Source organism: Streptococcus pantholopis, from assembly GCF_001642085.1.
Taxonomy (GTDB): Bacteria; Bacillota; Bacilli; order Lactobacillales; family Streptococcaceae; genus Streptococcus; species Streptococcus pantholopis.
This window is the reverse complement of sequence record NZ_CP014699.1, coordinates 1,314,001-1,328,908: the sequence shown is the minus strand read 5'-3', so window position 1 is coordinate 1,328,908 and position 14,908 is coordinate 1,314,001. Positions and strand designations below refer to the sequence as shown.

Genomic DNA, 14,908 nt, shown 5'->3' with positions numbered 1-14,908 from the left:
TTAATGATTACATTGAAATCAGCGCGTGAAATTGAAGCGATGGACAGGGCCGGGGCGGTTTTAGCCAGCATTCACAAGGGCTTGCGTGAGCTGATTAAGCCTGGTGCAGATATGTGGGAAGTAGAGGAGTATGTCCGCAGGCGCTGCAAAGAAGAAAATGTTCTGCCCTTGCAAATTGGGGTTTCCGGCTCCATTATGGATTATCCTTATGCGACTTGCTGCGGCTTAAATGATGAGGTGGCTCACGCCTTTCCCAGACATTATAGATTAAAAGAGGGGGACCTCTTAAAGGTAGATATGGTTTTAAGTGAGCCTCTGGATAAGTCTGCTGTCGATGTGTCCAAACTTAATTTTGATAATGTCGCTGAGATGAAGCAGTATACTGAAAATTATACGGGTGGTTTAGCGGATTCTTGCTGGGCTTATGCTGTCGGAACTGTTTCAGAAGAGGCAGCAAAGCTGATGGCTATCACTAAAGAAGCCCTGTATTTAGGAATTGAACAGGCTGTTATCGGCAACCGTATCGGTGATATTGGTGCCGCCATTCAATCCTATGCAGAGAGTCATGGCTACGGTGTCGTCCGTGATTTGGTCGGGCATGGTGTCGGACCGACAATGCATGAAGAGCCGATGGTGCCCCACTACGGGACTGCCGGCCGCGGTCTCCGCTTGCGTGAGGGCATGGTTTTAACCATTGAACCCATGATTAATACTGGAACTTGGGAGATTGATACAGATCCCGAAACCGGCTGGGCGCATAAGACACTTGATGGCGGTTTATCCTGCCAATATGAACATCAATTTGTCATCACCAAAGACGGACCACAAATTTTAACTAGCCAAGGCGAAGAGAGAACATACTGAAAATGAAGAAAAAAAGTTTGATAGACAGCCTTCTTTCAAAGCTGGAATATGAGCCTTTTCAGGCCTTTTTGCGCCACTATCGGAGTGCTGAGGTAGACCTGTCTTCAATTGCGGTCGCTTATTACCTGCTGCTGACGGCTTTTCCGCTTATTGTTATTGCTGCCAACATTTTTCCTTATTTCAATATTGATATTTCTGATTTGTTAAAATTGATGAAGGACAACTTACCGGATGATATTTACAGGTCTGCATCAGCCATTACTGTTAATATCTTTTCAAGACCGTCCGGCAGTATCTTAGGAGTGGCAACACTGACGGGACTGTGGACCATGTCGCGCAGTCTGACTTCGCTTCAGAAAGCGATTAACAAAGCTTACGGCGTTTCGCCGCACCGAGACTTTGTCATCGGCCACCTTGTCGGCATTTTAGCCAGTCTTCTGATACTTTTCCTACTGACTTTCGTTTTGATTTTTTCAACTTTCAGTAAAGGGGTTCTGCAGGCTATAGACAACCGCTATGATTTAAATGATACCTTCTACAGTGTGATCCTGAATTTATCTCAGCCGGTAACAGTCGTGACGATTTTTATTGGACTGATGCTGCTGTATTTTTTACTTCCCAATGTCCGCATCAAAAGGCTTCGTTATATTTTGCCGGGGACTGTTTTTACCACCTTTGTTATGGGTTTTTTAAGCAGTATGGTTAGTCACTATATTTTAAATACCTTCGAGCGAATGGTGGATTTGAAAACATTTGGTTCAGTCGTGATCTTTATTTTGATGCTCTGGTTTATTTTTCTGGCCCGTATTTTGATTTTAGGTGCAATTTTTAATGCGACTTTTCAAGAACTCCGATATGGGGAGCTGGAAGGTCGGCGGGGCACACTTGCTGCACTGATTCAAGGACACTCTGAGAAAGATGGACAGCCAGCGCAAAACGACAAAAATTAAAAAGAGTGTGGGACAAAAATCGATTTGTCCCGCTTTTTTCTGTGAACCCAAGGACAGAAGTAAGCTGTTCAAGTCTTTGTCTTCATTCCAAGCAGCAGAGGGTTGGCTAAAAGCTCAAAGTATGATACAATAAGCAAGTTGTTTATGCAACCCTTGGTGCTTAGCTTCTTTCACCAAGCATATTAGAAGCGTGAAATAAAGTGGTGGCATTCTATTTAGACAGTGCCGACTTCATTGTTTTTGCTGGCTAGTCTTCTATGACAGTCAAAACGGTGATTTCTGAACAGGCTTGTCTGACAGAATACCAAGGCTCTTTTATTTTGACGCTAAAGGAGAATTAAATGGAAAAATTATCTGTCCGTGACTATGCCCATATTGCTCTTATTGCAGCTGCCTATGTTGTTTTAACTGTTACTCCGCCCCTCAATGCGATTTCTTACGGCATGTATCAGTTTCGTGTATCGGAAATGCTGAATTTTCTTGCTTTTTATCATCCTAAGTATATTATTGCTGTGACTTTGGGCTGTATGCTTGCTAATCTGTACAGTTTTGAACTTATTGACGTTGCAGTGGGCGGCGGTTCAACTCTTATTTTTGTGACTCTAGGTGTCCTGCTTTTTTCTCGCTACAAAAAAGACTATCTTTTTGGGGGATTGTTTAATAAAGCTTTTTTCTATTTTTCTTTCTTTTTTGCTGCTTCAATGGTTACTATAGCTGCTGAATTAGCCCTGTTAGGAGCTCCGTTTTGGCTGACTTGGGTTACCACAGCTGTCGGTGAGCTGATGTCGCTCTTGGTGGGAGCTGTTATTATGGATAAAATTGGACAGCGTTTCGATTTGAGCCAGTAGACCAGAAAAAGATTGATTAAATAAAAAACAATTTCTTTGTAAATAATTGAAAGAGGCGGACGGCTTGCTCCGCTTTTTATATACCGTCTTTTGCATAGTTCTGGGCTGCTGCCAGTGCCTTTGGCTGGTTGGCAGCAGTTTTTGTGTAAGTGCTACTTGGCTTTTTATTTTCACTGCTCTTTTTTTTGTTTTATAATAAAAATAAAGAGGAGGAAACAAGGATGAGAGAGGCATTTAAATTAGTTGCGGCGGATATGGACGGCACTTTTCTGGATCATCAGGGAGAGTTCAGTATGGAAAGGCTAAAAAGGGTCATAGCAAGCTATAAAAGCAGAGGCATCCTTTTTGCAGCTGCTTCAGGCAGAAGTTTAAATAATTTAAAAGCGCTTTTTGCAGAAGTGCAAAATGATATGGCTTTCATTGCAGAAAACGGAACCTTAGTCAGCCATGGAACGGATATTGTTTTTGAAGGAGCGATTCCAAGGGAAGTCTATTTGACGGCTTTAGAGGATTTGCAGCAGATTCCCCATTTTAATCCAAAAAATGTGATTTTATCAGGCCGAGAGGGCGCTTATATCCTGACTCAGGCCGACCGGTCTTTTTTCAGCCGGATGTCTTATTACTATGGAGACCTCAAAAGAGTAGATGACTTTACAGGCATCACTGACACTGTCTTAAAGATTGATACAAAATTTCCTTTGGAATATACTGATATCAGTGAAAAGCGCATTAATCAAAGGCTGACAGAGCTGGCTGCAGTAACAACCGGTTTTGGGGCAATCGATATAATTGCGAAAAATATCAATAAGGGAACTGCCGTTGAGCAATTATGCAAAAAACTCAGTATTCAGCCTCATCAAGTGCTGGCTTTCGGCGACAATCTCAATGACTATGAAATGCTGGATTATGCCGGTCTTGCAGTTGCTCCTCAAAATGCCAGAAAAGAAATCAAGGAGCTGGCTGACCAAGTTATTGCCGATCATAGCAAAGGTTCAGTGCTTTCTTACATGGAAAAAATATAAAAATGAGTTTTCCCTGTTTCCTTCGAAGTTAATTATGGTAAAATAGACCTATGAAAAATCGAATGAAAAAACTGGTTGGGCAGCTCAATCAATATGCTGAAGAATATTACACTAAGGATAGTCCCAGCGTATCAGACAGCGATTATGATAAGCTTTATCATGAATTGCTGGATTTGGAAAAGCAGTATCCTGAGCTCATCCAGCCAGACAGCCCTACACACCGGGTGGGGGGGCTTGTCTTAGATGGATTTGAAAAATATGAACATGAGTATCCGCTCTTTTCTCTGCAGGATGCTTTTTCGCGCGCCGAATTGTTAGAATTTGACCGCCGTATAAAATCAGAGTTCCCTGCTGCCAGTTATTTTGCTGAATTAAAAATCGATGGTCTGTCTATTTCTTTAACTTATTCTGACGGCCGCCTGCAGGCAGGTGCAACTCGCGGCGACGGCCGTATCGGTGAAAATATTACGGAAAATTTAAAAAGAGTTAAAGATATTCCTTTGAATCTTAAGAAAGATGTGGATATCACTGTCCGCGGTGAATGCTACCTGCCTAGATCTTCCTTTGCTAAAATCAACAAAGAGCGTCAGGAAAACGGTGAGACAGAATTTGCCAATCCCAGAAATGCCGCTGCAGGAACCTTGCGGCAATTAGACACAGCTGTAGTGGCCAAACGCCGTTTAGCGACTTTTCTTTATCAGCAGGCCAGTCCAACTGATGAACCCAGTCAGGCTGCTGTGCTGAAAGGCTTGGCTGAGCTTGGCTTTTCAGTTAATTCCCGCTATTTGCTAAGTGCGTCAATGGATGAGATTTGGGACTTTATTCAAGATATTGCCAAAGAGCGCGATAGTCTTCCCTATGATATTGACGGAGTTGTCATTAAGGTTAACAGCTTAGCGATGCAGGAAGAGCTGGGCTTTACGGTCAAGGCCCCGCGCTGGGCGATTGCTTATAAATTTCCGGCTGAAGAGAAGCCAGCAGAACTGCTGTCTGTGGATTGGACAGTGGGGCGTACGGGCGTTGTCACCCCAACAGCCAATCTGACACCTGTTCAGCTGGCGGGAACCAGAGTGAGCCGGGCAACGCTGCATAATGTGGATTATATTGCTGAAAAAGATATCCGTATAGGCGATACCGTTATTGTTTATAAAGCAGGTGATATTATTCCCGCAGTTTTGCGGGTTGCCGACAGACAAGCAGACAGGCAGGATTCGCTGCCCATTCCGACAAACTGTCCTTCTTGCGGGAGTGAACTGCTCCATTTTGAGGATGAGGTCGCCCTGCGCTGTATCAATCCGCTGTGTCCAAGTCAAATTAAGGAAAAATTAGTCCATTTTGCCAGCAGAGATGCCATGAATATCAACGGTTTAGGACCGGCTTTGGTCGAAAAACTCTTTCAGGCAGAGTTAGTTAATGATGTCGCAGATATATACAGGCTTAAAAGAGAACAATTTTTGACTTTAGATGGTTTTAAGGAAAAATCGGCAGCTAAAATTTTTAAGGCGATTCAGGCTTCAAAGGAGAACTCTGCTGAAAGACTTCTTTTTGGCTTAGGTATACGGCATGTCGGTTCTAAAGTCAGCCGACAGCTGTTAGAACATTTTGGTGATATTGAGACGCTGGCAGAGGCTGATTTTGCTGCTGTGGCTGCTATTGAAGGTTTGGGAGAAGTTATCGCTGCTTCTTTAAGCAGTTATTTTGCTAAAGATGAGGTCAAAAAACTGCTTGCTGAATTAAAAGAGAGAGGTTTAAATTTCACTTACTTGGGTCCTCAAAGGGTGCAGGATGCCCCCCTATCAGGAATGACAGTTGTTTTAACCGGGAAGCTGGCAGAGCTGACGCGCAGTCAGGCGACTGAGAAATTGCAGCGTTTGGGTGCCCAAGTGACAGGCAGTGTCTCTAAAAAAACAGGTATTGTTGTTGCGGGAAGCGACGCCGGTTCCAAATTAACAAAGGCACAAAACTTAGGAATTGCCATAAAAGATGAAAAATGGCTGCTGAGTTTGTAAGCGAGGAATAAAAATGACGAAACAAAAAAAGGCTCGGCTGATTTACAACCCAACATCCGGTCAGGAAATTATGAAAAAAAACGTTGTCGAAGTCTTGCATATTTTAGAAGGTTTTGGCTACGAGGCTTCGGCCTTTCAGACGACCCCCGGCAAAGACTCAGCTAAAAAAGAAGCTAGGCGGGCAGCAGAAGCAGGATTTGATCTTATTGTTGCTGCCGGCGGTGACGGGACAATCAATGAGGTTGTTAACGGGATTGCTCCTCTGGAGAAGCGCCCGCAAATGGCCGTTATTCCGACTGGGACAACCAACGATTTTGCGCGTGCTTTGAAGATACCGCGCGGCAATCCCATAAAGGCAGCTCAGCTTATTGGCAAAAATCAGACGATTCAGATGGATATCGGCAAGGCTTATGACAGCTCTTATTTTATCAATATTGCCGCTGCTGGTTCATTTACGGAATTGACTTACAGTGTTCCCAGTCAGTTAAAAACGACCTTTGGCTATCTGGCTTATTTGGCAAAGGGGGTGGAGCTGCTGCCGGGCGTTCGGACAGTCCCAGTCCGTATTACCCATGATAAAGGCGTGTTTGAAGGCGATGTGTCCATGATTTTTGTCGCTTTGACCAATTCGGTCGGCGGTTTTGAAACAATTGCCCCAGATGCCAAGCTGGATGACGGGAATTTCACCCTGATTTTAGTTAAAACAGCTAATCTGATTGAAATACTGCAGCTGATCCGCAAAATCCTAGATGGCGGCAAACATATTTATGATAAGCGTGTGGACTATATGAAGACAAGTTATCTGGAAATTCAGCCTTTATCTGACAAACGTATGATGATTAATTTAGACGGAGAATATGGTGGTGATGCCCCCATTGCTTTGCAAAATCTGAATAATCATATCACTTTTTATGCAGATACCGATGAAATTGCTGACGATGCTCTTGTTTTAGATCAAGAAAAATTGGCTCTGGAAGCCATTGCTCAAAAATTCAGACACGAAGTAGAAGATTTAAAAAAGAAGGCAGAGGAGTAATTGGAAATGAATAATACTGTCATTGTGCATTATCACAGCCAACGCGGAAATTATTTTGAGCTGAGTCTATGGAAGTGGCGGGATGGACAATGGGGAGAAGATGCGTATTTTTCACGTTTTGACAGTTTTGGTGCTGTTGCTCATTTGAAATACTCGGCTCCCTATTTTCTCAGCCATGTCTATGTTAGTGTTAAAAGCCCACACTGGTCTTATAAGACAGCAGATTTTCGTATTAATCGCAACAGCGGTGTCCCTAAAACAGAAGTATGGATTGTGGACGGAGATGATACGCTTTATTATTCCAGACAGGCCGCAGTGGCCAGCCACGCTTACCGCCGCCGTCAGCCGCGTGCTTTTGATATGGCGGTAAACAGTCGGGCCTTTGATTTAAAATGGGGCTTCAGCGGCTGGCTGGGCTTTCAGTATCAAGAGCAGGAGACCGCCTTTCGCTTATGGGCGCCAACAGCTGAGCATGTAGAGCTGATTCTCTACAGTTCAACAGATGAAAAGGCCAGTGTTGCTGAAGTTATTGCTATGGAACGCGGGGACAGAAGCTGCCCGGAAGATCACCGGAAAAACACGCAGGGTGTTTGGTTTGTCACGGTTTCAGGCGATTTAAACTACTGCGCTTACCGCTATCGGGTATATTACCGCCGCCGAACCTTCAATGATACAAGAGATCCCTATTCTTTGGCGACAACCGCAGATGGCAGGCGTTCTATTGTTATTGCACCTGAGTATTTGCAGCCGGAGGGCTTTTCAGTCAAACAGGGACAGGAAGCGACCTGGCGTCTGGACAATCCTAATCAGGCTGTTATTTACGAGATGCATGTCCGTGATTTTTCCGTTTCTGAAACATCGGGAGTTCGTTCGGAGAACCGCGGCAAGTTTAAGGGAGTATTCGAGCAGGGAACAAAGAATCAGTTTGGCGACAAAACCTGTTTTGACTATGTTAAAGAGCTTGGTGTCACGCATATTCAGCTGCAGCCGGTTTTTGACCATCATCAGACCTTTGATGATAAGGGAAATTACGCCTACAACTGGGGCTATGATCCAGAAAATTACAATGTTCCCGAAGCCAGTTTTACCAGCAACCCGCAGGAGCCGGCTACACGTATTTTAGAGCTGAAAGAGCTGATTCAGGCCTACCATGATGCCGGAATCAATGTCATTATGGATGTGGTATACAACCACACCTACTCTTCACAGGATTCTGCTTTTCAGCTGTCTGTCCCGGATTATTTCTACCGAATGAATGCAGATGGATCCTTTCAGAACGGAACCGGCGTCGGTAATGAAACGGCTAGTGAAAAGGAAATGTTTCGTAAATATATGGTGGATTCCATCTTGTATTGGACCAAAGAATACAATATTGACGGCTTTCGTTTTGATTTGATGGGCATTCACGATATTGATACAATGAACCTCATTCGGGCAGAACTGGATAAAATTGACCGCCGAATCCTGATGTATGGCGAAGGCTGGGATATGGGGACAGGACTGCAGCCGGAGCAGAAAGCCAAAAAAGAAAATGCCTATCAGCTGCCCCGTATCGGCTTTTTCAATGATGACGGGCGCAATGCTATCAAGGGTGCAGAAGTTTACGGTTCCTTTGAAAAAGGCTTTATATCCGGTGCACCTGAGGAAGATAAGGTAGCTAAGGCGATTTTGGGGAGTGATGAAATTGTCGGCTATATTACCCCCAGCCAAGTATTGAATTATGTTGAAGCCCACGATAATTATAATCTTAATGATCTGCTTTTGGAATTGCACCCTGAGGACGATAAAATAACTCATATCAAGCGTGTTGAATTGGCGACAGCAATGGGGCTGCTGACTCAAGGGATGGCTTTTATGCAGATCGGGCAGGAGTTTTTGCGGACCAAACTCTACCCAACCGGAAAAGACGGCGAATTGACCTGGTCTGATAAGGAAAGGGCCATGAATTCTTATAATGCTCCCGATCAGGTAAACCAAGTGAATTGGCGTTATGTAACCTACCATAAGCCAACTGTTGATTTTGTAAAAAGAGTCATTGCCTTAAAAACTAAGACACGTTTCTTTTCTTACGAAAGCTTTGAGGAAATCCGCAGCCATGTTTATGTGACTGAGGCAAACAGCGGGAGCGGTTTTATCAGTTTTGAAATCGATGATTTGACAACTCTGAAAGTGATTTTCTCTCTATCCGGAAAACGCTTGCAAAACCTTCATGTGAATGATATAATGATAGAGACAAATAAAAGCTATCAACGAAATGAATTAGACATTGAAAATTTGACAGCGATGGTCCTTGATATTACGAAATAACCTGAGATTTTCTCAGGTTATTTTTGTTTTTTTACGGCCGGATTATTATTTTGTCAGTGTTTCAGAAAAAAGATGGAAAGGATGGTGCTATGGACACAAAAGAAGCGCTTTACACCTTTGGAACCGGAGAGAATTTTCACATTCAGCACTATTTTGGCCTTCACAAAGAAGTGCAGGACGGTCAAGAAGGCTATATTTTTCGTGTTTGGGCTCCCAATGCCGAAGAGGTGCATGTCATAGGAGACTTTAGTTCCTGGAAGGACGCTCCTGTCAAAATGACAAAAAATGAGGCAGGGGTCTGGGAAGTCTTTACCAGTCTTCCAAAAGAAGGTCAGCTCTATAAGTACCTTGTCAAAAGACAGGGGGGACAGGTTGTTGAAAAGATGGATCCTGTTGCTCTTTATTTAGAAGACAGGCCGGGTACTGGGGCCTATGTTAAAACTATTGCAGAGAAGAAGTGGAAAGATTCTCTGTGGATGGGCCGCCGCAAACGTTTTGGTTTCAAACAGCGTCCAGTCAATATTTACGAGGTTCATGCAGGCTCTTGGAAGCGGACTGATTCAGGTCAGCCTTACACTTTTGCTCAGCTTAAAGATGAGTTGATTCCCTATCTGGTGAAAATGAACTACACACATGTGGAGTTCATGCCGATTATGGCCCATCCGCTCGGCATGAGCTGGGGCTATCAGCTGATGGGTTACTTTGCCTTCGAACATAGCTACGGCACTCCTGAGGAGTTTCAGGATTTTGTTGAAGCCTGTCACTTAAACAATATTGGGGTTATTGTCGACTGGGTACCGGGGCATTTTACACAAAATGATGATGCACTTGCCTATTTTGACGGAACGCCTACTTATGAGTATCAGGATCACCACCGCGCTCATAATTACCGCTGGGGAGCTCTTAATTTTGATTTAGGAAAAACTCAAGTTCAGTCTTTCTTGATTTCCAGTGCCCTGTTTTGGATTGAGCAGTACCATATTGACGGCATTCGAGTGGACGCGGTCAGCAACATGCTTTATCGGGACTATGATGATGGTCCATGGTCTCCAAATCAGTTTGGCGGCAACCGCAATATCGAGGGTTATAATTTTCTGCGCAGACTAAACGGCATTATTAAGTACCGCCATCCGGATGTGATGATGGTTGCTGAAGAATCTACAGCTTCAACACCTATTACCAGATCGATTGATCAGGACGGCTTGGGCTTTGATTACAAGTGGAATATGGGCTGGATGAATGATATCCTTAAATTTTATGAGGAAGATCCTGTCTATCGCCAGTATGATTTTAATTTGGTCACCTTCAGCTTTATGTATGCTTTTGATGAAAATTTCATTCTGCCTTTCTCTCATGACGAAGTGGTTCACGGCAAAAAGAGCATGATGCATAAAATGTGGGGAGACCGCTACAACCAGTTTGCCGGTTTGCGCAATCTTTATACCTATCAAATTTGCCATCCGGGCAAAAAGCTGCTCTTTATGGGCAGTGAGTTCGGCCAGTTTCTTGAGTGGAAGTATGATCACCAACTGGAATGGGGGAACTTGGATGAAGCTGATGGCCTGAATCTGAAAATGCAGGATTTCACCAGCTATCTGAACCAATTTTACAAGGACAATAAGGCTCTTTGGCTGATGGACGATTCCTATGAAGGGTTAGAAATCATTGATGCAGATAATACAGCTCAAAGTGTTTTGAGCTTTATCCGCAAAAATGATAAAGGCGATATGCTGGTCTGTGTCTTTAATATGACCCCGGTTGAACGCAGAGAATTTACAATCGGAGTGCCTCTGGCGGGGATTTACGAAGAAGTTCTCAATACCGAAATGGAAGAGCATGGCGGTGTCTGGAAAGAGCATAACCCGCAGACACGGACGCAGTCAGGTTTATGGAAAGATTATCAAAACACACTGACCTTTACTCTCCCGGCTTTAGGTGCCAGTATCTGGAAAATTAAACGCCGTTTAAAGAATAAGAAGTAAGAGGATTATCAAAAATTTGTTTTGAATTTTACTGTTTATCCCCTTTATTCGGCTGTTCAGTACGAAAGGCCCGCAGTCTCTCCTTGCGCAGTCTGTGTGAGGTTTTTGGCTGATTCACCAAGGTGCCTGCACATGTGCCTTGGCAATCAATTGGCGGTTGCTTTTAACAAGTTACGAAAGGAAAACTAAATGAAGAATGAAATGTTAGCCCTTATTCTCGCTGGAGGACAGGGGACACGTCTTGGGAAATTGACACAAAGTATTGCCAAACCGGCAGTACAGTTTGGCGGCCGTTACCGAATTATTGATTTTGCACTGTCAAACTGTGCCAATTCAGGAATTAATAATGTTGGTGTGATTACACAGTATCAGCCGTTGGCTCTCAACAGCCACATCGGGAATGGTTCAAGCTGGGGGCTTGATGGGATTAACTCAGGGGCGACAATCCTTCAGCCTTATTCGGCAACTGAAGGAAACCGCTGGTTCCAAGGGACCAGCCATGCGATTTATCAGAATATTGACTATATCGACTCCATCAATCCGGAATATGTTTTGATTTTATCCGGTGACCATATTTATAAGATGGACTATGACGACATGCTGCAAACCCATAAAGATAATTTGGCCAGTCTAACAGTTGCTGTTATCGATGTTCCGCTTAAAGAAGCCAGTCGTTTTGGTATTATGAACACTGACTCCAATAACCGGATTGTTGAATTTGAAGAAAAACCGAAAAACCCTAAATCGACCAAAGCTTCTATGGGGATTTATATTTTCGACTGGAAGCGTCTGCGCGAGATGCTGGTTGATGCAGAAAAAAATAATGTTGAAATGTCCGATTTTGGTCAAAATGTTATTCCGGCTTATCTTGAATCCGGTGAACGGGTGTATACCTATAATTTCCAAGGCTACTGGAAGGATGTCGGCACTATCGAATCGCTTTGGGAAGCTAATATGGAATACATCGGCGAAGATAATGAACTGCATAGCCGTGACCGCTCTTGGAAAATTTATTCCAAAAATCTGATCGCACCGCCGAACTTTATTACAGACGAAGCCAGCGTCAAAGATTCACTTGTTGTGGATGGCTGCTTTGTTTCAGGTAAAGTTGAGCATTCCATCCTGTCTACAAATGTTCAGGTCAAAGAAGGCGCTGAAATTAAAGACTCCTTTATCATGAGCGGTGCTGTTATCAGTGAAGGTGCAAAAATTACACGGGCTATTGTCGGTGAGGGCGCTATTATTGGTGAAGGTGTAGAAATTGACGGCACTGAGGAAGTGCAAGTTGTTGGTTACAATGAAGTAGTGGGGGTACCAAATGAAGATTGATAAATATTCTGCAATTCTCGGAAATGCCATCGGCTTTCCAGAGATGGAAGGACTGACAGCTGTGCGTCCGTTAGCCAGTCTCCCCTTTGATGGTAAGTACCGCCTAATTGATTTTCAGCTGTCCAATTTAGCTAATGCCGGTATTCGCAGTGTTTACGGTATTTTCCGCGGCCAAAATATTCGCTCGGTTTTTGATCATATCCGCAGCGGCCGGGAGTGGGGACTAAATACCCTTCTCAGCCATTATTTCCTTGGTTTTTACAATACAAGTGAGGACGGAACGGTGGCTGACCATGATTATTATGATCAAATACTGACTTATCTGAAACGTTCAGGATCTGATCAAACCGTCTACATGTCCTGCGATATCCTTTGCAATATTGATTTGCAGCAGGTTATTCATCTGCACAATGCTAATAAACGCAATATTACAGTCGTTTATAAGAAGTTGCCGAGGGAATCCATTTCTCAGGCTAATGATATTTTGGAAATTGATGAATCTGATATTGTTGTCGGCCGCCGCGACGGTTTTGAGGAAGGCAGCAAGACGGAAAAAATGTCAGCTGGCATTTACATCATTGATACGCCTTGGCTGATTGATCAAATGGAAAAAGAAGCTCAGAAAGACAAACCGCAAAAACTGCGTTTCTTGCTGAGAGATTTGGCGGTCAGTGAGCAGGCTTTAGCTTTTGAATACACAGGCTACCTTGCTAACATTTCTTCCGTTAAGTCATATTTCGATGCTAATATGGATATGCTGGACAGCCAAAAATTCTATTCTTTGCTTTACTCGAACCAAAGAGTGTATACAAAAGTTAAAAATGAAGAATCGACTTATTATGCAGCAGATTCTGTTGTCAAAAATGCTCAGTTTGCATCTGGCAGTATTGTAAAAGGAGATGTTGAGCATTCTATTGTTTCCCGCAACTGCTACCTTGCTGAAAATTCGAAAATTATCAACAGTATTCTTTTCCCTAAAGTGAAAATCGGTCAAGGGACAGTTATTGAGAATGCCATTGTCGGTAAAAATGTTCAAATTGCAGACGGTGTCACTATCCGGGGAACACAGGAAAAACCAGTCGTCATAGCTAAGTCAGTTGAAATTGTTGAGGATATTATTCAATGAAGATAATGTTTGTAGCAGCAGAAGGCGCACCTTTTGCTAAAACCGGCGGTTTAGGCGATGTCATCGGCGCATTGCCTAAATCACTGGTGAAAAACGGAAATGAAGTAGCTGTTGTTTTACCTTATTATGATAGTATTGATGCCAAATTCGGCGATGAAATTGAAGATGTTCTGTATTTTTACGTCGATGTGGGCTGGCGCCGTCAGTATGTCGGTGTCAAAAAAATAGTCCGTGATCAGGTTGCCTTCTATTTTGTTGACAATCACGATTACTTTTTCCGCGGGCATATTTACGGAGATTGGGATGACGGAGAACGCTTCGCCTTCTTTCAGCTGGCTGCTTTAGAGATGATGGAGAAAATTGAGTTCATTCCGGATGTCCTTCATGTCCATGACTACCACACGGCTATGATTCCTTTTCTGGTTAAAGAAAAGTATCATTGGATTAAGGCCTATCAAGGCATTAAAACAGTCTTTACGATTCATAATATTGAATTTCAGGGGCAGTTTGAGCCCGGTATGCTGGGGAATTTATTTGGCGTAGGCGATGAGCGCTATGCTGATGGGACGCTGCGCTGGAACGATGCCCTGAACTGGATGAAAGCAGGCGTTCTCTATGCTGACCGTGTAACTACTGTTTCACCGTCTTATGCTGAAGAAATTCAAACCCCTGAATTTGGGAAGGGGCTTGATCAGATTATGCGGATGGAAGCCGGGAAATTATCTGGCATTGTCAATGGTATCGATACTGAGCTTTTAAATCCGGAAACGGATCCTTATTTAGAAGCGCATTTTTCAATTGATGATTTATCCGGAAAAGCAAAAAATAAGGAAGCTCTGCAAAAACGTGTGGGACTGCCTGTTCGTGATGATGTGCCGCTGATTGGTATCGTATCGCGTCTGACCGATCAGAAAGGTTTTAATCTGGTTGTTAATGAGCTGAATGCGATGCTGCAGCATGACTTGCAGCTTGTTGTATTGGGAACCGGTTATGCGGATTTTGAGAATGCCTTTTCATGGTTTGGTCTGCACTATCCTGATAAAGTATCTGCTAATATCACCTTTGATTTGGAACTGGCTCAGCAAATTTACGGAGCCTGTGATCTTTTCCTGATGCCGAGTGCTTTTGAACCGTGCGGACTTTCTCAGATGATGGCCATGCGTTACGGCACACTTCCGCTTGTGCATGAAGTAGGCGGACTGCGGGATACGGTTATCCCATACAATCCGCTGGAAAAATCCGGGACAGGATTTGGTTTTAATAATTTTTCCGGCTATTGGCTGAACAATACACTTGCCTTTGCGCTCGATGTGTATTATAATCACAAGGAAGATTGGCAGGCTATTCAGCGAAATGCCATGAGTCAGGATTTTTCCTGGGATACTGCCAGTCTCGTTTATGAAAGCTTGTACAAAGAGCTTTAAAAAAGCCATTT

11 protein-coding genes and 1 riboswitch are annotated in these 14,908 nt (G+C 43.6%); all 11 genes read left to right on the top strand.

Annotation, left to right across the window (positions count from 1 at the left end):
* The first annotated feature begins 3 nt into the window (after positions 1–3).
* A complete protein-coding gene (locus A0O21_RS06130; protein WP_067062916.1) occupies positions 4–864 on the top strand; it encodes a methionyl aminopeptidase in 861 nt (286 codons plus the stop codon).
* A 2-nt stretch (positions 865–866) separates the two neighbouring features.
* Positions 867–1,814, top strand: a complete 948-nt coding sequence (locus A0O21_RS06125) for a YihY/virulence factor BrkB family protein (protein ID WP_067062913.1) — start codon at positions 867–869, stop codon at positions 1,812–1,814.
* 120 nt (positions 1,815–1,934) lie between these two features.
* A riboswitch (PreQ1 riboswitch) is annotated at positions 1,935–2,158 on the top strand.
* On the top strand, positions 2,156–2,662 hold the full coding sequence (locus A0O21_RS06120; RefSeq protein WP_067062909.1) for a QueT transporter family protein: 507 nt from the start codon (positions 2,156–2,158) through the stop codon (positions 2,660–2,662). Its footprint overlaps the riboswitch before it by 3 nt.
* 221 nt (positions 2,663–2,883) lie before the next feature.
* Positions 2,884–3,684: a Cof-type HAD-IIB family hydrolase gene (locus tag A0O21_RS06115; protein WP_067062905.1), complete on the top strand. Its 801-nt coding sequence runs from the start codon at positions 2,884–2,886 to the stop codon at positions 3,682–3,684.
* 50 nt (positions 3,685–3,734) lie between these two features.
* Positions 3,735–5,693: an NAD-dependent DNA ligase LigA gene (ligA, locus tag A0O21_RS06110; RefSeq protein WP_067062902.1), complete on the top strand. Its 1,959-nt coding sequence runs from the start codon at positions 3,735–3,737 to the stop codon at positions 5,691–5,693.
* Positions 5,694–5,706: 13 nt separating this feature from the next.
* Entirely contained in the window at positions 5,707–6,729 is a 1,023-nt protein-coding gene (locus A0O21_RS06105; protein WP_067062898.1) for a diacylglycerol kinase family lipid kinase, read from the top strand.
* A gap of 6 nt (positions 6,730–6,735) precedes the next feature.
* Positions 6,736–9,036, top strand: a complete 2,301-nt coding sequence (gene pulA, locus A0O21_RS06100) for a type I pullulanase (RefSeq protein ID WP_067062894.1) — start codon at positions 6,736–6,738, stop codon at positions 9,034–9,036.
* Between the two features lie 89 nt (positions 9,037–9,125).
* On the top strand, positions 9,126–11,018 hold the full coding sequence (gene glgB, locus A0O21_RS06095) for a 1,4-alpha-glucan branching protein GlgB (RefSeq protein ID WP_067065184.1): 1,893 nt from the start codon (positions 9,126–9,128) through the stop codon (positions 11,016–11,018).
* Between the two features lie 189 nt (positions 11,019–11,207).
* A complete protein-coding gene (locus tag A0O21_RS06090) occupies positions 11,208–12,347 on the top strand; it encodes a glucose-1-phosphate adenylyltransferase (protein WP_067062890.1) in 1,140 nt (379 codons plus the stop codon).
* Positions 12,337–13,473, top strand: coding sequence for a glucose-1-phosphate adenylyltransferase subunit GlgD (gene glgD, locus A0O21_RS06085; protein WP_067062886.1), 1,137 nt, complete (start codon positions 12,337–12,339; stop codon positions 13,471–13,473). Before A0O21_RS06090 ends, glgD begins: the two co-directional genes overlap by 11 nt.
* Positions 13,470–14,897 carry a glycogen synthase GlgA gene (gene glgA, locus A0O21_RS06080; RefSeq protein ID WP_067062883.1) on the top strand — a complete coding sequence of 476 codons (1,428 nt, stop codon included), beginning with the start codon at positions 13,470–13,472 and terminating at the stop codon, positions 14,895–14,897. The genes glgD and glgA overlap by 4 nt, the downstream gene beginning before the upstream one ends.
* The last annotated feature ends 11 nt before the right edge of the window (positions 14,898–14,908 follow it).